The 19,359-nt window shown below is 38.0% G+C and carries 18 protein-coding genes and 1 pseudogene; 12 read left to right on the top strand and 7 right to left on the bottom strand.

The window, feature by feature from the left end; all coding sequences use genetic code 11:
• Positions 1 to 136: 136 nt before the first annotated feature.
• The 4 genes from nifH to nifB all read right to left on the bottom strand — a co-directional run bounded on the left by nifH (position 137) and on the right by nifB (position 5,811).
• Positions 137 to 1,021 carry a nitrogenase iron protein gene (gene nifH, locus SAGCYANO_RS33770; RefSeq protein WP_202224044.1) on the bottom strand — a complete coding sequence of 295 codons (885 nt, stop codon included), beginning with the start codon at positions 1,019 to 1,021 and terminating at the stop codon, positions 137 to 139.
• A gap of 373 nt (positions 1,022 to 1,394) precedes the next feature.
• Positions 1,395 to 2,270: a Fe-S cluster assembly protein NifU gene (nifU, locus tag SAGCYANO_RS33765; protein WP_202224043.1), complete on the bottom strand. Its 876-nt coding sequence runs from the start codon at positions 2,268 to 2,270 to the stop codon at positions 1,395 to 1,397.
• Between the two features lie 425 nt (positions 2,271 to 2,695).
• Positions 2,696 to 3,898 (bottom strand): cysteine desulfurase NifS, encoded by a 1,203-nt coding sequence (gene nifS / locus SAGCYANO_RS33760; RefSeq protein ID WP_202224042.1) that lies wholly within the window; start codon positions 3,896 to 3,898, stop codon positions 2,696 to 2,698.
• 530 nt (positions 3,899 to 4,428) lie between these two features.
• Complete coding sequence (gene nifB / locus SAGCYANO_RS33755) at positions 4,429 to 5,811, bottom strand: nitrogenase cofactor biosynthesis protein NifB (protein WP_375340045.1); 1,383 nt, start codon at positions 5,809 to 5,811, stop codon at positions 4,429 to 4,431.
• Positions 5,812 to 7,952: 2,141 nt separating this feature from the next.
• Between nifB and cysE the strand changes: the two genes are divergently transcribed.
• From cysE to SAGCYANO_RS33690, 12 genes and pseudogenes are all read left to right on the top strand, one after another.
• Positions 7,953 to 8,561, top strand: coding sequence for a serine O-acetyltransferase (cysE, locus tag SAGCYANO_RS33750; protein ID WP_237396947.1), 609 nt, complete (start codon positions 7,953 to 7,955; stop codon positions 8,559 to 8,561).
• Positions 8,562 to 8,564: 3 nt separating this feature from the next.
• Positions 8,565 to 8,834: an Asr1405/Asl0597 family protein gene (locus tag SAGCYANO_RS33745; protein ID WP_237396946.1), complete on the top strand. Its 270-nt coding sequence runs from the start codon at positions 8,565 to 8,567 to the stop codon at positions 8,832 to 8,834.
• 270 nt (positions 8,835 to 9,104) lie between these two features.
• Positions 9,105 to 9,332: a DUF2949 domain-containing protein gene (locus SAGCYANO_RS33740; RefSeq protein ID WP_202224038.1), complete on the top strand. Its 228-nt coding sequence runs from the start codon at positions 9,105 to 9,107 to the stop codon at positions 9,330 to 9,332.
• Between the two features lie 849 nt (positions 9,333 to 10,181).
• Positions 10,182 to 10,448 (top strand): nitrogen fixation protein NifZ, encoded by a 267-nt coding sequence (locus tag SAGCYANO_RS33735; RefSeq protein ID WP_202224037.1) that lies wholly within the window; start codon positions 10,182 to 10,184, stop codon positions 10,446 to 10,448.
• Positions 10,448 to 10,648 (top strand): putative nitrogen fixation protein NifT, encoded by a 201-nt coding sequence (gene nifT / locus SAGCYANO_RS33730; RefSeq protein ID WP_124143216.1) that lies wholly within the window; start codon positions 10,448 to 10,450, stop codon positions 10,646 to 10,648. The genes SAGCYANO_RS33735 and nifT overlap by 1 nt, the downstream gene beginning before the upstream one ends.
• Before the next feature lie 664 nt (positions 10,649 to 11,312).
• Positions 11,313 to 11,633: a hypothetical protein gene (locus SAGCYANO_RS33720; protein ID WP_202224035.1), complete on the top strand. Its 321-nt coding sequence runs from the start codon at positions 11,313 to 11,315 to the stop codon at positions 11,631 to 11,633.
• A gap of 51 nt (positions 11,634 to 11,684) precedes the next feature.
• Positions 11,685 to 12,119, top strand: coding sequence for a hypothetical protein (locus tag SAGCYANO_RS33715; RefSeq protein WP_202224034.1), 435 nt, complete (start codon positions 11,685 to 11,687; stop codon positions 12,117 to 12,119).
• 80 nt (positions 12,120 to 12,199) lie between these two features.
• Positions 12,200 to 13,410: pseudogene (locus tag SAGCYANO_RS33710) on the top strand (RNA-guided endonuclease InsQ/TnpB family protein).
• 16 nt (positions 13,411 to 13,426) lie between these two features.
• On the top strand, positions 13,427 to 14,146 hold the full coding sequence (locus tag SAGCYANO_RS33705; RefSeq protein WP_202224033.1) for a hypothetical protein: 720 nt from the start codon (positions 13,427 to 13,429) through the stop codon (positions 14,144 to 14,146).
• Positions 14,139 to 14,504 carry an aldo/keto reductase gene (locus tag SAGCYANO_RS48385; protein WP_202224032.1) on the top strand — a complete coding sequence of 122 codons (366 nt, stop codon included), beginning with the start codon at positions 14,139 to 14,141 and terminating at the stop codon, positions 14,502 to 14,504. The genes SAGCYANO_RS33705 and SAGCYANO_RS48385 overlap by 8 nt, the downstream gene beginning before the upstream one ends.
• Complete coding sequence (locus SAGCYANO_RS48380; protein WP_202224031.1) at positions 14,492 to 14,908, top strand: aldo/keto reductase; 417 nt, start codon at positions 14,492 to 14,494, stop codon at positions 14,906 to 14,908. Before SAGCYANO_RS48385 ends, SAGCYANO_RS48380 begins: the two co-directional genes overlap by 13 nt.
• Before the next feature lie 859 nt (positions 14,909 to 15,767).
• On the top strand, positions 15,768 to 16,646 hold the full coding sequence (locus SAGCYANO_RS33690) for a formylglycine-generating enzyme family protein (protein ID WP_307786209.1): 879 nt from the start codon (positions 15,768 to 15,770) through the stop codon (positions 16,644 to 16,646).
• 206 nt (positions 16,647 to 16,852) lie between these two features.
• Here SAGCYANO_RS33690 and SAGCYANO_RS46250 read toward each other — a convergent pair whose 3' ends face one another.
• From SAGCYANO_RS46250 to SAGCYANO_RS46245, 3 genes are all read right to left on the bottom strand, one after another.
• Positions 16,853 to 17,089, bottom strand: a complete 237-nt coding sequence (locus SAGCYANO_RS46250) for an EamA family transporter (protein ID WP_237396945.1) — start codon at positions 17,087 to 17,089, stop codon at positions 16,853 to 16,855.
• A gap of 32 nt (positions 17,090 to 17,121) precedes the next feature.
• Entirely contained in the window at positions 17,122 to 17,760 is a 639-nt protein-coding gene (locus SAGCYANO_RS33685; RefSeq protein ID WP_237396944.1) for a DMT family transporter, read from the bottom strand.
• A gap of 754 nt (positions 17,761 to 18,514) precedes the next feature.
• The gene (locus SAGCYANO_RS46245) at positions 18,515 to 18,973 is read right to left on the bottom strand and encodes a Ycf66 family protein (RefSeq protein ID WP_237396943.1); all 459 of its coding nucleotides are present in this window, start codon (positions 18,971 to 18,973) and stop codon (positions 18,515 to 18,517) included.
• Between the last annotated feature and the right edge of the window lie 386 nt (positions 18,974 to 19,359).

The following is a 19,359-nucleotide window of genomic DNA, read 5'->3' as shown; positions in this document are numbered from 1 at the left end:
TGGGGGCAGGTGACTTTTGACTATCTGCAAAACCTGCCCCTACAAATTTGATTAATACAAGACTCACCACTTACTTGTGTCTTGAGATGGGGTGCGCTCTGCACACCCCCCACTTTTGTGCTAGAAGATTTTCAGCTTACTTAGCAGCTTTTAAAGCAGCATCTTGTTCTGCAATTTGCTTCTGACGATCTTCTTCGTCACCTAATAGACCGAATTCAATTAACAACTCTTCTAATTCATCCATTTCTAGAGGAGTAGGAATAGTTAGTTTGTCGTTGTTGATGATCTTCTCAGCTAATGTATTGTACTCTTGAGCTTGGTTATCTTCTGGAGAATACTGTTCAACAGTCATACGACGAATTTCAGCGCGTTGTACAACGTTGTCGCGAGGTACAAAGTGAATCATTTGAGTGTTCAAACGAGCTGCTAAGTTCTCGATTAACTCAACTTCACGGTCAACTTTACGGCTGTTACAGATTAAACCACCTAAACGTACACCACCAGCATGAGCATACTTAAGAACACCACGAGCAATGTTGTTAGCAGCATACATTGCCATCATTTCACCGGAACATACGATGTAGATTTCTTGAGCTTTGTTTTCACGGATAGGCATTGCAAATCCACCGCAAACAACGTCACCTAGTACGTCATAACTTACGAAATCTAGATCTTGATAAGCACCTTCTTCTTCTAGGAAGTTGATAGCAGTGATAATACCACGACCTGCACAACCAACACCAGGCTCAGGACCACCAGACTCAACGCAACGGATTCCAGCAAAACCATCTTTCAATACTTCGTCTAGTTCTACGTCTTCAACTGCTCCGCGCTCTGCAGCAACGTGAAGTACAGTAGTTTGAGCTTTTGCGTTTAAGATTAAACGAGTTGAGTCAGCTTTAGGGTCACAACCTACGATCATAATTCTCTGACCGTGACGGTTAGCCATTGCAGCTAGAGTGTTCTGAGAAGTAGTGGACTTACCGATACCGCCTTTTCCGTAAAATGCAATCTGACGCATGATAGATTTTCTCCGTTTTTTTAGTGTGTTTGACTTGAAATTAGGATGAATGTGATTTTGATTCTGTAAAAGTTTCCTTAGAGTTTGTGTTTGATAGCTGCTGTTATCTAGGGCTTTTGGTTTTACAGTATCACATTCAAAATGTTGTTCGTGTAAGAACAGTGTGTATTTAGCAGCAACATTGAGTGCCCGGAGGCGCTCGCCCTAAAGCTTGAGCAGGTATGACCTGCGTGTATATAGTTTTCATTAATGCACCCGTTGTTATTTGTTTTCTGTCGCTCTATTCAGCATAATTTTAAGTTTTACTCATTATCAGTCAACAGTTAATTTATTTCAAACGTTGAACCTTGATAACTGCTAACTGATAACTGTTTTAAGCTTCTTCTACTACAATACTTTGGCTTACTCGTTCTTTTAATGTAGCTTCGATCGCTCCTTTGAGTGTTGCCATTGCACTACTGCAAGAACCACAGGCTCCTTTTAGTGTTACTAGCACGCGATCGCCATCTACATCGAACAGTTCAACATCTCCTCCATCTTCTAAGAGAACTGGTCTCACTTCTTGTTCCAAAACTTGTTGAATTAATGTAATTTTTTGTAGATTTGTTAGTTTGCCGGCTGGTTTTGTAGTTGTAGGAATGTGTTTTGCTGTAGGTTCTGGCGTTTCGTAAACCGATGCGATTAGATCGTCAATATCTGCCAGACAAGAACCACAACCACCACCTGCCTTCACATAGTTTGTTACTTCTTCCGCTGTTTTGAGGTTGTTTTCCCGAATTACTCGCTTAATCTTATTTTCAGTAATCGCAAAACAGCTACAAACTAATGCTCCTTCGTGGTCTTCTTCGTGAACTTCTACTTCAATACCTTTATATTTAAAAATTGCTGCTTCTAATGCTTCCTCTCCCATGACCGAACAGTGCATTTTTTCTTCTGGCAGCCCTCCCAGGTATCCTGCGATATCCTGGTTTTTAATCTTCATAGCTTCGTCTATGGTTTTGCCTTTTAGCATTGCTGTCAGAGCAGAAGATGAAGCGATTGCACTAGCACAGCCAAAGGTTTGAAATTTTGCATCTAATATTTCATTGGTAGTTTCATTTACTTTGAGGTGTAAGCTGAGAGCATCTCCACACGCTATACTTCCTACCTCACCGCTAACTACCTTTTCCCCTTCTTTCTGGTCTGTAATGGTTCCTTGATTTTGGGGGTTATAGAACAAATCCATTACTTTTTCAGTATATTCCCACATAGCCCTTATTGTTTAGAACACCCTAAGTTTTACTGATGAAAGTTGCGCTTTTTCTTGAAGTTTACTACTCAGTTTGTAGAGCAATAATTTATTATTTTTAGGAGGTGGGTTAAACTTGATATTATTAGTATTGCACATTTTTATATTCAAGCAACCCTTTTTTCCTTTTTTCCCTTAAATTTATTTCTTCAAGTAATCAGCGTTTAAATTTACTCACCGCCCCTAGGAGTTATATTACTTATACTCTAGGTTAAGGAATCTTTTTTCTGTTAATTCTGCTACAATTTTGCGAGTTATTAGCGTGAGATACACCCCTCTTTAAGCTATATAATGATTGTGGCGGAATCAACTGGGTTTTTCTGTTATTTTTGCTACAAAAATGTAGCGTAAACAAAAGTGTAGCAATCCTTAAAACATTGTAAATTTTAGGATTGTACAGTTGCTTCTTGTCGTTCTTGCAACCAATTAGCTTGGTCGTTCTTAAAGGGTGATAAAGCCCGGAGACGCTCCACAATAGTAGGCATCACTGCTAACACTTCCTCAACTTCTTGACGGGTTGTGTAACGTGATAAAGAGAAACGAATCGAGCCATGCAAAATTGTGTACGGTAGACCCATTGCTCGTAAAACATGAGATGGTTCCAGAGACCCAGAAGTACAAGCAGATCCAGAAGAAGCACAGATACCATAATGGTTCAAATGCAGCAATATTGCTTCTCCCTCAATAAACTTGAAGCCAATATTAGTAGTATTAGGCAACCTTTCAATAGGATGACCATTAACAGCACAATCAGGAATAGCAGCAAGAAGACCGTTCTCCAAATAATCGCGCAGTTCCCGTTCCCGGTGGATATGTGCCAAATGCTCCTGTGCCAATTCACAAGCTTTACCCAGAGCAATAATACCAGGCACATTTTCCGTACCAGCACGGCGACCACGTTCCTGATGTCCGCCAATTAATAACGGACGGAACCGGGTACCACGACGTACATACAAAGCAGCAATACCCTTGGGTGCGTGCAATTTGTGACCAGAGATAGCCAGCATATCTACAGTGCTATTCTTCATATCCAGGGGAATTTTCCCTGCTACTTGCACCGCATCAACATGAAATAGCGCACCATATTCCTTAGCTATCTGCCCAATTTTCTCTATGGGGAAAATCACGCCTGTTTCATTATTAGCGTACATAACGGAGACTAAGGCAGTATTACCTGTAATAGCAGCCTCTAGTTCCATTAAATCTATCATTCCTTGGCTATCTACTGACAGATAAGTAACCGTATAACCCTGCTTTTCCAAATGCTTGCACAGATTCAAAACTGCTGGGTGTTCTACCTGAGTAGTAATAATATGACGTTTATTTGGTTGGGCAGTGAGAGCAGCTCGAATTGCTGCATTATCACCCTCACTACCGCAACTGGTAAAGACAATTTCTGTATCCTGGGCACCTAATAAAGCTGCAACTTGCGATCGCGCCTTTCTCACAGCTTTACCAACTTGTCCGCCAAAAGTGTGCATACTAGAGGGGTTGCCATAAAACTCACTTAGGTAAGGCAGCATTTCCGCTAGCACTGCATCATCTACTTTGGTGGTAGCATTATTATCGAGATAAATAGTTTGTTGCATAGCTGACTAAATACTTGAAGTGATGGTTGTAGAGATGTTGAAGGAAGAGGGAAGAAGGAAGAAGGAAGAAAGAAATATCTTCCATTGCTTGAGTTTTAAGCTTTTGATCTGTTCCCGTCTGTAGAAGAGAAGAAGGAAGAAGGAAGAAAGAAACATCTTCCATTGCTTGAGTTTTAAGCTAATGTCAAATAATTGCCTGAAACTTCTGACTTCTGGCTTCCGTTGACTTCCGTTGTCTTGTGAAAGTTTTTAGCCTATAAGTTCTAACTTCTGAATTCTGATATCATGTCCGCTGGTATCGTTTGTGTAAACCCAAGGGTGAATATCTACAGGAAATTTAAGTTTTTTTCTTACTCTTAAGTATTCCTGCCTGTTGCCAGATGAGCTGTTGCCTACCTTTGCTATACAATACGGATGCTACCGGACATGATATGAGTTCTAAATCCTAAATTCTGAATTCTAAATTCTAAATTCTGAATTCTAAATTCTGAATTCTAAATTCTGAATTCTAAATTCTGAATTCCGTTTACCTATGCAGGTTCTATTAATTGTCTGAACTGCTTGTAAAAGTCTAAAGCAACTGTTTCAATTACATCGTAGCTCTCTACTACGTCTATTCCTGCATTAAGTACCTTTTCTTTAGGACTCTCACCAATTTTAGAAACCAGCACAGCTTTACAATCAGAAATTGCCTTAATAATATTCTCCAAACTGCCTTCTTCACCATAACCACCTAAACAATAGTGGTCAACTTTGCGGTGAGCAATAAATCTAGCTTTCACACCATCAACTTCATAAATCATAAACTCTTTAGCATGACCGAAGTGTTGATTAACTAATCCGTTACCCTTACTTGCTACTGCTAACAGTATAGGAGGACCAGCTTGAGCAACTGCTTCTTGTGCCTCAGTCTCTGCCTTAGCTGTTGCTAATTTATTGCGGAAACCTTCAATGCCAGCATGGAATTCTTTACGCTTTTCCAAGTCATATTCTGGAGTCATCTCCATGATTGCATCTTTTGTGAATTCCTTACTGCGGTCTTCACCTAACAGACCAACTGCATCTGCACGACATTGACGGCAGTGGCGCATCATTTTCATACCACCTACATCACATTTATCTTGCAATGTTTTCAATTCTTCAGTGGTAGGACCACGCTGACCATTTAAGCCAAAGTAAGTGCCGTGTTCTGGAGAAGAAATCAGAGGCATAATATTGTGAATGAATGCACCCTTAGAACGAACAATTTTATTTACTTCTTCTAAATGTTCATCATTGATGCCAGGAATCATTACTGAATTAACTTTGCAGAGAATATCAGCTTCTCTGAGTAAGTCTAAGGATTCCATTTGCCTTTGATGCAGAATTTTTACCCCTTCAATTCCTCTGTAACGTTTCCGGCGATAATGAACCCAAGGATAAATCTTTACCCCGATTTCAGGGTCAACCATATTAATCGTTAAAGTAACGTGGTCAATGTTGAGTGCTTTGAGTCGATCTATATAATCGGGTAAAGCTAGACCATTGGTTGACAAGCAAAGCTTAATATCTGGTGCTTTCTCAGCTACAAGCTCAAAAGTACGGAATGTTTTCTCTGGGTTCGCTAATGGGTCTCCTGGTCCGGCAATTCCCATAACAGTCATTTGGGGAATTTTGCCTGCAATTACTAGAGCTTTATGAGCTGCTTCTTCAGGAGTTAGCAGTTCACTAACTACACCGGGACGACTTTCGTTGGCGCAGTCGTATTTACGGTTACAGAAATTACATTGAATATTGCAAGCTGGTGCAACTGGAGCGTGCATCCTCGCATAATGGTGATGCGCTTCTTGACTGTAGCAAGGATGGTTAGCAACGCGCTCTTGAATACTGGCGGGAAGTTGCTGTTCGGTAGTAGTTCCGCAACCCTTTGACACGCAGCCTCCGGATTTCTTTTCCGTGCTTTTCGTGGTTTTTGCGAAGCTGTCTACTGTTGGTTGGGAAGATAGTTCTGTTGGCTGTAACATCTAAGTTTCCACTATTGTTGGGTAGCTGTCGCCGTGGGTGACGGATTACTCGCGTCGATACACTTTTCCTGAAACGATTATTTTTCGTATGCAGTTTAGGTGTCCGGCGTTATAGTTTTTATATCAGTGGCCTTTAAACTGCTATTGTCAACAACCCCCATTAGTATTGATTATGATGATTAGTTTTGTACTCACATTTGTATCATCTAATAATTCAAGTCAAATCGAGGTATCTAATTTTTTTATTGGGGTATAGGTACTTGTATTTTTTAAGTGGGGTACAGGTATTTATGGGGTAATGGTATGGAGTTCTATGTACTCGTTATCAAACCTATATATATCAGGAATTCAACTACTTTTTTAACCCTAGTTTTTGCCTCTATACTCCTGTACTCATACACCCCTTATTCAACCTAACCTTTTATTACTGTATACAATGTATCAATTTTTGGCAAGTAGGCTAGATTTATCTTAATTTTTCTTTAAAGAGGGAGTAGGGACTAGGCAGTAGAGGGAAAGAATTGATGAAAAAGTTATCAGGAATAAGGCTTTTCATCACTAATCATCCAGGTTTAATACAACTGCACTTTAGAGTAATCTACATTAACAAAATCCTGAAAAATATGACCAATTTCCTTAACAATTTTATTTGGCCACAAACTCAATGCAACTTTTTCCCTTTTGTAATAAATTTAGCAGTTTTTCAGAATTAATGTAAGTAGTTTTCAATAGTTCTTCCTGATAAATATTTTCAATTGTCTTAAAATTTTCTTATAGCTAAAAATAAAAATGCCACTTGTTAGTTTTTGTAAAAAATTTAGCAGTTTTTTCAGAATTAAGTAGATAATTTTTAATCTTTTTTAATCTTTTCACCAGAATTATGAGTTAAACTATAAGTTGAGTACAAGTTTCAATTTCAGCATAAACCCCCCTTAAAAACTTCAAACCTGCTGACACACAAGCATCAACCTTGAGTACAAAAATGCTAGTACATTGTTCATTAAATACTCGTACACGCTACAAAAAATACTAGCACCTATACCCCAAAATATATTTCAAACATCTATCTACTGTCATTTTCAGTCTTTTGAGTACAAGCTTAATATATTTAATAAAGATTGACCGTTAAATATTGGTTAGTAGTTTACAAGGCACTTGATATAAAAATTGAAAAGCAAACGTCGTTGTCAAACTAGGACACGGGGACACGGGGACGCGGAGACGCGGAGACGAGTCGATTTGTAGGGGAATAGGCAACGGTTTCGGCCATTTTATGTGAAGAAATTTTCTTGAATTTCAGCAGAAAATTTCAGTGCGGAGCTTCTCGTAGTAGACTGACACACCTTAAATGATGCATTAGAAAATGGGGGATGGGGGATGGGGGGATGGGGTGACGAAAAAAGCTAATGCACTATTTTAGGTGAAACAATCCAGTAGACTGACACACCTTAAATGGTGCAATAGATTTTTATTTCTAGGTGTCTTTATCTCCCCTACTCCCCTACTCCCCACTCCCCTACTCCCTAATGCACCATTTTAGCTGTGTCGGTCCAGTAGGGTGGGATGGCGAGGAAACCTGCGCCATATCCAATTGACCAAGAGAAAGATAAACTTCAGTATTTCAATGCTCCCTATTACAGGAAGTACTGATAACTGATTAACTGATAACTGATAACTGAATTTCAGCCCTCCCTATTACAGGAAGTACTGATAACTGATAACTGATAACTGATAACTGATAACTGAATTTCAACCCTCCCTATTACAGGAGGTACTGATAACTGATAACTGATAACTGATAACTGATAACTGAAATGACCACCTTACTAACTGGCAATACTTGTACATTACCTAATAAAACTAACACTTCTAATTCCAAAAAAAGTCAAGGTAACTTTAGGTCTCAATTCAAACTCAAAGCTAATACTGACAATGCTCAACAAAATCGACAACTAGAATCAGGTAGAGACCTTTCTTCTTCTCGTCGTCATAGATTTTGGTATAAATATTTTACCTTTCCAGAGCTAGAGACAATCTTAACAGATTTTAAAATGATCTTTGAGCGAGACCCCGCAGCACGCAACTGGGTTGAAGTCTTATGTTGCTATCCTGGTTTGCACGCTCTAGTACTACATCGCCTTGCTCATTGGTTAGAACTTCAGAAAATTTCTCTAATTCCACGTTTAATTTCCCATCTTGGGCGGTTTTTAACCGGAATTGAAATTCATCCTGGAGCAACAATTGGACGGGGAGTATTTATCGATCATGGCATGGGAGTGGTTATTGGTGAAACTGCAATCATTGGAGAATATTCTTTAATTTATCAAGGTGTCACCCTTGGTGGTACAGGAAAAGAAATTGGTAAACGCCATCCCACTATTGGTAAAAACGTTGTAGTTGGTGCTGGTGCTAAGGTACTAGGTAATATCAATATTGGAAATAATGTCCGCATAGGTGCTGGTTCAATTGTATTGAATGACGTTCCTTCTGAATGCACCGTTGTCGGTATACCTGGTCGAATTATTTCTAAATCAGGCGAACGAGTTGGACCTCTTGAACATGGAAAGTTGCCAGATACACAAGCTACCGTAACTCGCGCTTTAATTGACAGAATTGAGCAACTAGAACAAACAATTGCAAACTTTTATCAGCAACACTAAGGAATGACAACGATGTATAGCAATCATAATTCTCAGCCTGAAGACTTGATTACAGTTGTGAATGTTTCTCAAATTGATCGTTGGTTCATTCACCATCGCTTACAAGAACTAATGATTAATAGCTGGTGTCCCACTAGCGGTGAGTTATTAGTAGAAGTCAACAATATCACCGATGCTATTCTTGTCCACAGCATTGTTAAGCAATTTGTTGCTCCTCGCAAAGAATTAGTGGACTGGTTAGAAAGATGCTGGCAAATGGAAGTTTTTTCTTAAACACAAGCATTGATTTAATGAACAATTCTCATTCTCATTGGTAATAGATATGGAGTTACCGAATAATTAATAATTAATAATTAATAATTAAATAATTCTGGTTTAAAGCCTCCTCCTTTTAAGGGGAAAAAAGTGCTAGGATATTTCCTTATATTCAATTCCGTAACGGTTTTAACCAGAGGTAATTATCAATTATCCATTATCAATTATTAATTAATGAACTTCCTGATCTATTACCTGTAGTTTATTTAATACTGAAGGATAATAACTATGGAAGGCGATCGCAAAACAACTCTATTTCTTAATTTTTTGCAGGAAGAATTAGCTATTTCTGCTGCAGCAATTTCTGTAGCAAGGAAACACAGTGAAGCTTCTTGTGGACCTCTACCAATGATTTTATGGAAGTTTGGCATGATTTCTCTCCAACAACTGCAACAAATTTTTGATTGGCATGAATCTTACGATAGTAATACTCTCTGTTACGACCGACCAATTTGATTCAGCAAGGCGTCTCCCGTTATCATCTCCTATTTAACGGGAAAGAACTTCACTGAGTTAAAAGATGAATTATAAAGTTTATCTAAAAGAAAAGCTATCTCATTGATCAACCCATGTTTAATAGTGATAAATACCTTAGATTTTGCTTGAATTGAATTTTTACCAAATTAACACGGGAGCATGAAAGCCATCGTCTTTGAAGCGATGGATGAAATGCGACTGGATGGATTAAAATCTATCCTATCTTTAATTGTTTTAATTAAGACTATTATAGTCTGAGCTGATGCCAATGGTGCAGCCAATATAATTCGTAAAGCGATTCAATGCGGTCTTGGGAAAAGTCGTACACTGAATCAAGAAGTAAGCACGACACTTAATTTTGATTTAAGTCGAGTGTCTAGGAGCGTTTTGACTCGTCCTGTGAAGTTAAAATTCTGGTCAGCTAAAAAGACGCGAAGCAATGCGGTTTTAACCCATTGCACGGTATCCTTAGAATCCCCGTCGATTTATCGCGGGGAGAAGTCAATATTAGACATCTGGTAAAAAAGATATAAATTTTTTGCTCATAGTAAGGAACAGGGAATAGATTTTCACAGCCTTTGACAGGAAAAATGATTTTTTAAGTAGACATCTGGCGATCGTCAAAAATAACATCAATTATCCCATAGAAATTATCAATTTTTTCCCCTTACTTCCTACTCCCTCTTTTGGAGGAGATATCTATTTTAGAAAAAGAAGCAATAGCTACTTTTTTATAATAATTAATATGTCATAATCTCAAAGAAACTATCACTTTCATTCCACCAAAAATCACAATAAGATTTAGCTTAGTATTAGGGAGGCAGCTACATGAAATTAGATGAGGTTATTGAATTAGATGGACCACCAATATTTGAATTGGAACAAAAAGTAAGAGTTCGCAAAATAATTCGTAATGATGGTACTTTCCCTGGAAAAAATCGAGGTGACATTCTTTTAGAAGGGGGAGAGGTCGGTTATATTTGTGGTATTGGCACTTTCTTACAAAAATTTTATATTTATTCCGTACATTTCATTAAAAAAGGAATGATTATCGGCTGTCGTAAAAATGAAATAGAAGTTGTAGAGGAAAATTAATGAAAGTAATCCTACGAAATAATGCAGCAGGAAATTTAGAAGTTTATGTTGCTAAAAAAGACTTGGAAGAAGAGGTTGTATCACAAAAAATTGATGGAGATATTAAAGTTTTAACTTTAACAAATGGTTGGGAATTATCTATACCTAAAGACCAACCAGAAAAACTACCTTTAACTATAGATGCTAAGAGATTAAACTAAAAGTTTCCTTTCCATAGTTACTCCTTATTGTGCAGCCACCAAATGAGATTTATCTCTTGTTTGGTGGTTTTTTTGACCCCAATATATCTAATACCATTTCTCAAAAACTTTTCTACATTTTCTTAAGTAGGGGAGTAGGGGAGTAGGGGAGTGGGGGAGAAGTAAACATAAGAACAATTAATATTAAATTAGCTGCTAATTAGCAAAAAGTGACTTAACTTGTTTTAATTACTTAATAACTGAAGTGCCGCCCAAGTATAGCATTACTTTTGGGAATTGGTATAATATCAAATCCGCTCGGGTTCGGTATAAAAAATTTTTCATCCTCAGCGCCAATTTGCAAATCTTTCTAAATTCTCTTCTCTCCTGTACCTCGCCCTACCTGAATCCTTTGGCAGTGCTTGGTCAGAAAATGCCAATATTATTACTTTGTGTTACAATAAAACTACAAAAAAATATGTTTACATCGCCTTCTGCTTCAACAGAAAGTATCGATCGCTTTTAGCTGAAATAAAATGACATAATTGATAACACAAACGATTTTATACAAACCATAATTGACCAAATTCACGAAGATGAGAAACGTTTATCTGACGGAGAACAGGTAAGTAATATTGCCCTGAAGATTCCTCGCATAGATAGTGGTGAAGATAAACGTTCGGGTTTGGGACATAAATTAGCCAGGCAACTCTTCCCGGCAAAAGATGAAGACCGAATAGGCAGTTACATTGCTTACGGACGCTTACTTGCCAAATTGCGCAGAGCATACAAGTCCCAAGTTGCTGAGACCAATACCAAGAATTCACAAGTCAATCCCTACCGACAAGCAAGAATGTTAGGTAGTCGCCATATATTTGAACAACTCCTTTCCGCACCACTGTCGGACTCCATCCTCAATCCCCAACCTATGCCAGTAGAGGTGGCCCCCTACGAAGAATTGGAACCCTTTTTTGCTCACATGAAGAAAGGAGAAGCAGCAACTTAACCCTGTCTAGAGTTCACCCGTGGAGCTTATTACGACGATGGACGAATAGATATGTGCAAGCAGGTTGTGGGCGACCTCTATATCGGTAACTTAGTTGAATCTATTTGGGAAAATCCTCATGTAGAACATTTTCTCCTGGGTAATAATATTGTTGGAGATGAGGGTGCGAGAAAAATTGCTTCCTTGGCCAGCGATCGCTCCACACCGCAGATTAAAACCTACTATTTGGCCGGAAATTGTCTTACGGAAAAAGGGGCGGCAGAACTTGCTAATGCCTTGGCAAGCGATCGCCATGCAGAATCTCTCTGGTTAAAGCGTAATCCCCTGAAGGTGGGTGGTGTAGCTCATATTGCTAAGATGTTGGAGCAAAATACGAGCATTCAGACTTTGGATTTGGTGAGTGTGGGGATGTTGGATGAAGGAGTGAAAGTTTTATCAAAACGTTGGTTGAAGACCCGCGCCCTCCTGTCACCGGGAGCGTCATAAGGGAATGAAAACCAATCAATAAGATGCGATTTTGCAGATAATCTGTTAAAATGTAAACGTTAGATAAGTAAGCGAGTCAGATAGTTGAAAAAGCGTACAAATTTAGGTTTTACCCAACTCCAGAGCAGGAAAGTCTGTTGCGGAGAACTTTGGGATGTGTACGCCTAATCTACAACAAAGCTTTAGCAGCTAGGACTCAAGCCTGGCATGAGAAGAAAGAACGAGTGGGCTACAAGCAAACTTCAGCCATGCTAACTTCCTGGAAAAGCAGGAAGAGTTAGATTTTCTCACAGAGGTCAGCAGTGTCCCATTGCAACAAGGCTTGAGACATCTACAGACTGCTTTCACTAACTTTTTTAGTGGACGGGCGAAATATCCTAACTTCAAGAAAAAGCGTATGGGGTGGTAGTGCTGAGTTTACCTCATCAGCATTTAAGTGGAAAGATGGTCAAGCATATTTAGCGATCGGGTGCAGAACCACTACCTATCAGGTGGAGTAGACAATTACCAGCAGGTTGTGTGCCTAGCACAATTACTGTTAGACTTGAACCTAGTGGTAGATGGTCTGTATCTTTGAGAGTTAATGATACCAGAGATTTAAAACTTAAGCCGATTAAGAAGCAAGTTGGTGTTGATTTAGGAATCACCAGTTTACTAACTACCAGCGATGGAGAAAAAGTTGCCAACCCAAAAAATCTGCAAAAGTTACATAAAAAACTAAGGTTAGCTCAGAAGTCCCTAGATAGAAAACCCGACAAAAAGTCTAATAACTATCATAAAGCCCGGTTAAAAGTAGCTAAAATACACGCCAAGATTAAAGACTCAAGGCTTGACTATACCCATAAGCGCGCCTACTCAACTGATTAGAGAAAACCAAACGATAGTAGTTGAGAATTTGGCAGTTAAAAATATGGTCAAGAACCACAAATTAGCCAGAGCAATAAGTGATGCTAACTGGGGAGAATTGGTGAGGCAATTAGAATACAAAGCTGATTGGTATGGACGGGAACTAATCAAAATTGACCGATATTTCCCCAGTTCTAAGCGTTGTTCTAATTGTGGTCATGTAGTAGAAAAATTGCCTCTCAATATTAGAGAGTGGGATTGTCCAGAATGTGGTTGCCACCATGACCGGGACATAAACGCTGCAATTAACATTTTGGCTGCGGGACTCGCAGTGTCAGTCTGTGGAGCGACTGTAAGACCTGAAGAGAGTAAATCTCGTCAGGCGGGTGCTATGAAGCAGAAAGCCCCTACCCGTGATGCTAGGGAATCCCGCGCTGTCTCGTGAGAGCAGCGTCGGGAGGATGTCAATTGCAAGTCTGCGGAAAAATCATACTCTCCGAACGTTATATATTGATGCTAATGGAATTAGCGAGACTGGCGCTAGTTATATTGCTGACTATTTTGAATATATGAAGTCCGAAAACCGGAAAGGATTGACTGGCCTATTTATGGCAATTAATCGTTTAGGGGATGCAGGTACAGAGCTTATTGCAAATGCTGTGGCAGGTTATCCTCATTTGAGTAGATTGGATCTATCCTCGAATCGAATTCAGAATGCTGGTCTGAAAATATTGTTGGAAAAGTGCAATACCTTACCTGAGTTAGTTTATTTGGGTATTGGGTTGTATAAATCAACTGCCGATTTAGGAGAATTACCCAATTATTTTGATGGGTATGGTGCAGAGCTTATTGCAGAATTTATCCGCACCAATAATACTGTCAAAATACTCGGTCTTCAGGATACGAATATTCGAGAAGGTGGTTTTGAGATTATTACTGATGCTCTTGAAGAAAATCATACACTTATGAATTTGCAATACCAGCAATTCCGTTATCAACTTCCCCAGGAATTAGAAGCTCGCATAGGTTCTTTCTTGGCAAGAAATATTCAGGAGCAACTGGGAATGTCGGTGCAGGAATTCAAAAGCAGTCTCAAGGGGGAAATTAAGCATTCAGACCAAATTCGTTTCATCGACAGTATTTATCGCAATAATATGAAAGATTGTCACATCTGTGTTTAAAGCTGCCATCAATTCAGCAGGCCCAATTGGTTTGGGAACCTACCGTTTGTACGAACAAACCTACTCAACTTGCCGAATGGCACTGGAAATTGGATACAGACATATAGATACTGCTGCTCTCTATAAAAATGAAAGAGAGGTAGCGAGGGCGATCGCCGAATCTGGCATTTCGAGGGAGGAAATCTTTATCACCTCGAAAATTCCTTTGAAAGCTATACTGTCTGGCAGTATCCGAGATGCAGCTAGAGAGTCTCTGGAAAAATTAGGGGCGATAGATTTACTTCTGTTACACGCACCAGGTTCAGATCCTTTATCTGCTTGGGAAGTAATGTTGGAAATAAGAGAATGGGGGGGATAGGTGATATTGGTGTGAGTAACTTCAATATTCAGCATTTACAACTGCTCAAGCATTCTCCTCCAAAATGGAATCAATTTGAAATTTCCCCATTCCTGCAACGAAGAGAACTTGTTAATTATTGTCATCGTCAGGGAATACAAATTGTAGCCCATTCTCCCTTAGTTAAGGGCCAGAAGCTAGACACTCCTGAGTTAATTACTATTGCCAATAATTGTGGATGTACGCCAGCTCAACTACTCTTAGCTTGGTCTGTCCATAGAGGATTTGTGACTATTCCATGTAGCTCGAAACGAGAACATTTACAAGCAAATTTGGATACTAAAGAAATTATGCTGCCGACAGAAGTCATGCAACAGCTTGATGGTTTTGAGGAAAGTTACGCAACCCATCCACAGCATTGTTAATGGTTGCACTAGATTATTCATCGGCTTTGTTGCATGAAAGTAGCGTTCTTAACATCCATTCCGCAGTTTAATCGCTCTGTTTCGCAATTATTGATGTTCTATTTACTATTGTCCAATAGTTATTACTCTGCTGAGAAAGCGCACGCTCTGTTTCGCGATTATTGATGTTCTATTTACTATTGTCCAATAGTTCTTGCTCTGCTGATGAAACTTCAAAGCTTTTACAGGTAAAAGTTTCAGCCTTTTTCACCTCAAAGATTGATGTTCTATTTACTATTGTCCAATAGTTTATTACTCTGCTGAGAAAGCGCACGCTCTGTTTCGCGATTATTGATGTTCTATTTACTATTGTCCAATAGTTCTTGCTCTGCTGATGAAACTTCAAAGCTTTTACAGGTAAAAGTTTCAGCCTTTTTCACCTCAAAGATTGATGTTCTATTTACTATTGTCCAATAGTTTATTACTCTGCTGAGAAAGCGCACGCTCTGTTTCGCGATTATTGATGTTCTATTTACTATTGTCCAATAGTTCTTGCTCTGCTGATGAAACCTCAAAGCTTTTACAGGTAAAAGTTTCAGCATTTTTCACCTCAAAAATTGATGTTCTATTTACTATTGTCCAATAGTTTATTACTCTGCTGAGAAAGCGCACGCTCTGTTTCGCGATTATTGATGTTCTATTTACTATTGTCCAATAGTTCTTGCTCTGCTGATGAAACCTCAAAGCTTTTACAGGTAAAAGTTTCAGCATTTTTCACCTCAAAAATTGATGTTCTATTTACTATTGTCCAATAGTTACAGCAGTTTCCGCGCGTTATGAAGTACATATGCACAAGCAAGTGCGGCAGCTATATACTTTCATGCAACAAAGCCTTATTCATCTATCAAATAACATTAATGAACCACGATATAAACTTAAGTTTATTTTGAAACCTAATATGTTTAATTTGTACAGAGAAAAATTTGATGTCATAACAGTAAACAGCAAAGGAGAAGAAATTAATCATCGTTCCCATGAGGCAGTATTTTTTACTGAAGATTTAAGTAATGGTATTAAATTAGAAATGGTTTATATTCCTGGGGGTAGTTTTTTGATGGGTAATGAAGAGGGAAAATATAAACATGAACTTCCTCAACATCAAGTTACTCTCCAACCTTTTTATATGAGCAAATACCCTATTACTCAAGCTCAATATCAAGCCATTATGGGTGAAAATCCCTCTGATGTCGAAGGAGAGAATCGGCCAGTAGAATGCGTGTCGTGGTACAATGCAACAGAATTTTGTCAAAAGCTATCTCAGAAAACGGGAAAAACTTACAGACTGCCAAGTGAAAGTCAATGGGAATATGCTTGTCGTGCTGGAACAACCACACCATTTTATTTTGGAGAAACTATAACGTCTGAGTTAGTTAACTATAATCCCAAAGGTGAAGATTTAGAAGAAACAACAGATGTAGGAAGCTTTCCTCCTAATGCTTTTGGTTTATATGATATGCACGGCAATGTTTGGGAATGGTGCGCTGATGATTGGCATGATAACTATGAAGGTGCCCCTACTGATGGCAGTGCTTGGCTGAAAAATGATGAAAAAGAACATGAAGCCGTGCGACGAGGTAGTTCTTGGGCCAACTATCATGATTCGTGCTGTTCTGCATCTCGTGAGTCCGACGATAAGCGCGACGACCTCATCACCACTTATGGTTTTCGTATTGTGTGTTCAGGCGGGAGAACTTTTTAACCCTTTATTTTTCCCCCTTCTTCTTTTTCATAAATCTTCAATAGTTACCAGTCCACCTTCAGTGAACTGAATTACCAGTTCAGCTTCTTCTAACATCGCCGTACCCAATAAAGGTCGTCTCCCAGTTCCCACAACTTGAACTATCCTTTCTTCACCATTCCAGAGAATAATTGCTTCATAAACTGGTAAGATTACTTCTGCTATTACTACCGAAAAGTGAAGAGTAAACTAATTCCTACTACTGCAACTAATACTCCTAAAACTGACCTAATACTTATTTTTTCTCCCATTTGAGCAGCAATGGGAATTATAAATATTGGGCTGGTAGCTAAGAGGGTTTGAGCAATACCTGCGGGAGAAAATTTGAGGGAAGTTTGCTGTAGCCAAATACCTAAATAGGTGCTGCTAAAAGCTGTAATAAAAATTGCTCCTACAAGTTTCATTGACCAGTTAAATTTCTCTGATTTATCCTGTTTTATTTTCTGAAAAATAACAATAAAATCACAATAATTGTTCCTCCAATTAAGCGAAATAACGTGCTTAATAAAGGATTAATATCTGAGGAAAGCAAAGCAAAACGGGATATAATTGCACCACTAGAATTAGCTATTGCTGCTAATATAGCCCAGAGTATTCCTTGTTTGATATTAACATTACTAATTGCTGCACCGGGAGTTCTTTCTGAGATTACCCAAGCTACACCTCCAACTGTAATTAAAATTCCACACCAAGCACCAAAAGTTAATTGTTCTCCTAAGAAAATTAAAGCTAATAAAGCTGTCATTGGAGGAGATATAGTTTCCATGAGCAGAGTTCTTCTTGCACCCATATTTTTGAGGGCAGAAAAAAAGGCAGTATCTCCTAAACCAATACCAAGAATGCCGCTAATCATAAATAAATTAATAGTAGTTGAGTTGAGTTCTGTCTGAAATTTGTCACTAATAATTAAAGTTAGAAAAATCAGAGCGATCGCTATTAAGCCTTTGAATAAATTTAATTTTAAGGGAGATATTTTTTGCCCAAGTAAGCTATAAGATGCGGAAGATGCTGCCCATAAAAATGCACCGGTTAATGCTGCTAGTTCGCCTTGAAAATTAGTTATCCATTGCTGCATAATTTTTAGAAGGAAGAAGTAAGAAGGAAGAAGGAAGAAGGAAGAAGGAAGGGTTTAAGAGTTAAGAAAAAAACTTAAATTTTCTACATATATTAAGGAAGAAGGAAGAGGGAAGAGGGAAGAGGCAGGAAGGGTTTAAGAGTTAAGAAAAAAACTTAAATTTCCTACATATATTAAGGAAGAAGGAAGAAGGAAGAAGGAAGAGGGAAGAGGGGTTTAAGAGTCAAGAAAAAAACTTAAATTTCCTACATCTATTAAGGAAGAAGGAAGAAGGAAGAAGGAAGAGGGAAGAGGGAAGAGGGGTTTAAGAGTCAAGAAAAAAACTTAAATTTCCTACATCTATTAAGGAAGAAGGAAGAAGAAAGAAGGAAGAGGGAAGAGGCAGGAAGGGTTTAAGAGTCAAGAAAAAAACTTAAATTTTCTACATATATTAAGGAAGAAGGAAGAAGGAAGAAGAAAGAGGGAAAAGGGGTTTAAGAGTCAATAAAAAAACTTAAATTTCCTACATATATTAAGGAAGAAGGAAGAAGGAAGAAGAAAGAGGGAAGAGGGGTTTAAGAGTCAAGAAAAAAACTTAAATTTCCTACATATATTTATGCTTGGGTTTACACAAACGTGCCCCAACGGAGATGATATGAGCAATAATAACTATTCAAGTAGTAATAGTAATGAAAAAACTGTATTTATGAGATTTATTAATAAATCCAGTATGGTAGTTATTTAAAGTTATGAGTGAAAGGTGTATGGAAGCAACTTATTTAAAGATATCTTTAATGCCCAAAAATATAGATACACTAATTAACAAAAATATAGCAAAAGATAATATTGAATCGAGTCTCCAGCCCTGATAAAGCAAAATTCCTCCACACAATAGTATGGCGATCGGAAGAAAAATTAGAACAAAAATCCATTTAATAATATTAAAAGCTTTTTGATGAGAAACAAAATTGTATAGGAAAGTTTTAATTAACAAAAAGACCAATATAGTATGTAACAAAAACATTACAAAAACTAATACTGGATCTAGTCTCCACCCCTGAAGCAGCAAAATGCTTCCACACAATAGGATTGTGATAGGAACAAAAATCCATTGAATAATATCAAAAGCTTCTTTAGATGATAATTTTTTTCGGGATTCATTCAAAATTAATAAGGCTAGTAAGATATCTAATAACCCAAGTAAACTCGAATAATTTAAACCAAGATTTACCATTTTATACTCTTTCGATTATTTGCCGAATAATTAATAATTAATAATTAAACAATTCTGGTTTAAAGCCTCTCCTTTTAATACCAATTTGATAAATGTTTGTTACAAATGGTAAGGACGTTGCATGCAACGTCCGTAGGAAAGAAGGAAGAGGAAAGAAGGAAGAAGGCATAAATATTGAAAAAAAGGGAAAAACAATATAAATAACTATCTAAAATGAACTGGAATAGCTATTTTTAAGCATCTTCGAGCAAGGTCTACCTTTTTGTAGTATTCTTTTTTCAAATTGGTATAAGGGGAAAAAAAATAAATAATATTTCCTTATATTCAATTCCGTAACGGTTTTAACCAGAGGTAATTATCAATTATCAATTAATGAAATTGCTTCC

The sequence above is a fragment of the Okeania sp. KiyG1 genome (assembly GCF_014132355.1).
Taxonomy (GTDB): domain Bacteria; phylum Cyanobacteriota; class Cyanobacteriia; order Cyanobacteriales; family Microcoleaceae; genus Okeania.
This window is presented reverse-complemented; position numbering and strand designations above follow the sequence as displayed.

What these genes read in the sequence shown, in the direction of transcription:
- nifH (WP_202224044.1), bottom strand. Translation starts at nt 1,021, where the DNA reads ATGCGTCAGATTGCATTTTACGGAAAAGGCGGTATCGGTAAGTCCACT.
- nifU (WP_202224043.1), bottom strand. Translation starts at nt 2,270, where the DNA reads ATGTGGGAATATACTGAAAAAGTAATGGATTTGTTCTATAACCCCCAA.
- nifS (WP_202224042.1), bottom strand. Translation starts at nt 3,898, where the DNA reads ATGCAACAAACTATTTATCTCGATAATAATGCTACCACCAAAGTAGAT.
- cysE (WP_237396947.1), top strand. Translation starts at nt 7,953, where the DNA reads ATGATCTTTGAGCGAGACCCCGCAGCACGCAACTGGGTTGAAGTCTTA.
- SAGCYANO_RS33745 (WP_237396946.1), top strand. Translation starts at nt 8,565, where the DNA reads ATGACAACGATGTATAGCAATCATAATTCTCAGCCTGAAGACTTGATT.
- SAGCYANO_RS33740 (WP_202224038.1), top strand. Translation starts at nt 9,105, where the DNA reads ATGGAAGGCGATCGCAAAACAACTCTATTTCTTAATTTTTTGCAGGAA.
- SAGCYANO_RS33735 (WP_202224037.1), top strand. Translation starts at nt 10,182, where the DNA reads ATGAAATTAGATGAGGTTATTGAATTAGATGGACCACCAATATTTGAA.
- nifT (WP_124143216.1), top strand. Translation starts at nt 10,448, where the DNA reads ATGAAAGTAATCCTACGAAATAATGCAGCAGGAAATTTAGAAGTTTAT.
- SAGCYANO_RS33715 (WP_202224034.1), top strand. Translation starts at nt 11,685, where the DNA reads ATGTGCAAGCAGGTTGTGGGCGACCTCTATATCGGTAACTTAGTTGAA.
- SAGCYANO_RS33705 (WP_202224033.1), top strand. Translation starts at nt 13,427, where the DNA reads ATGTCAATTGCAAGTCTGCGGAAAAATCATACTCTCCGAACGTTATAT.
- SAGCYANO_RS48380 (WP_202224031.1), top strand. Translation starts at nt 14,492, where the DNA reads ATGGGGGGGATAGGTGATATTGGTGTGAGTAACTTCAATATTCAGCAT.
- SAGCYANO_RS33690 (WP_307786209.1), top strand. Translation starts at nt 15,768, where the DNA reads ATGCAACAAAGCCTTATTCATCTATCAAATAACATTAATGAACCACGA.
- SAGCYANO_RS46250 (WP_237396945.1), bottom strand. Translation starts at nt 17,089, where the DNA reads ATGAAACTTGTAGGAGCAATTTTTATTACAGCTTTTAGCAGCACCTAT.
- SAGCYANO_RS33685 (WP_237396944.1), bottom strand. Translation starts at nt 17,760, where the DNA reads ATGCAGCAATGGATAACTAATTTTCAAGGCGAACTAGCAGCATTAACC.
- SAGCYANO_RS46245 (WP_237396943.1), bottom strand. Translation starts at nt 18,973, where the DNA reads ATGGTAAATCTTGGTTTAAATTATTCGAGTTTACTTGGGTTATTAGAT.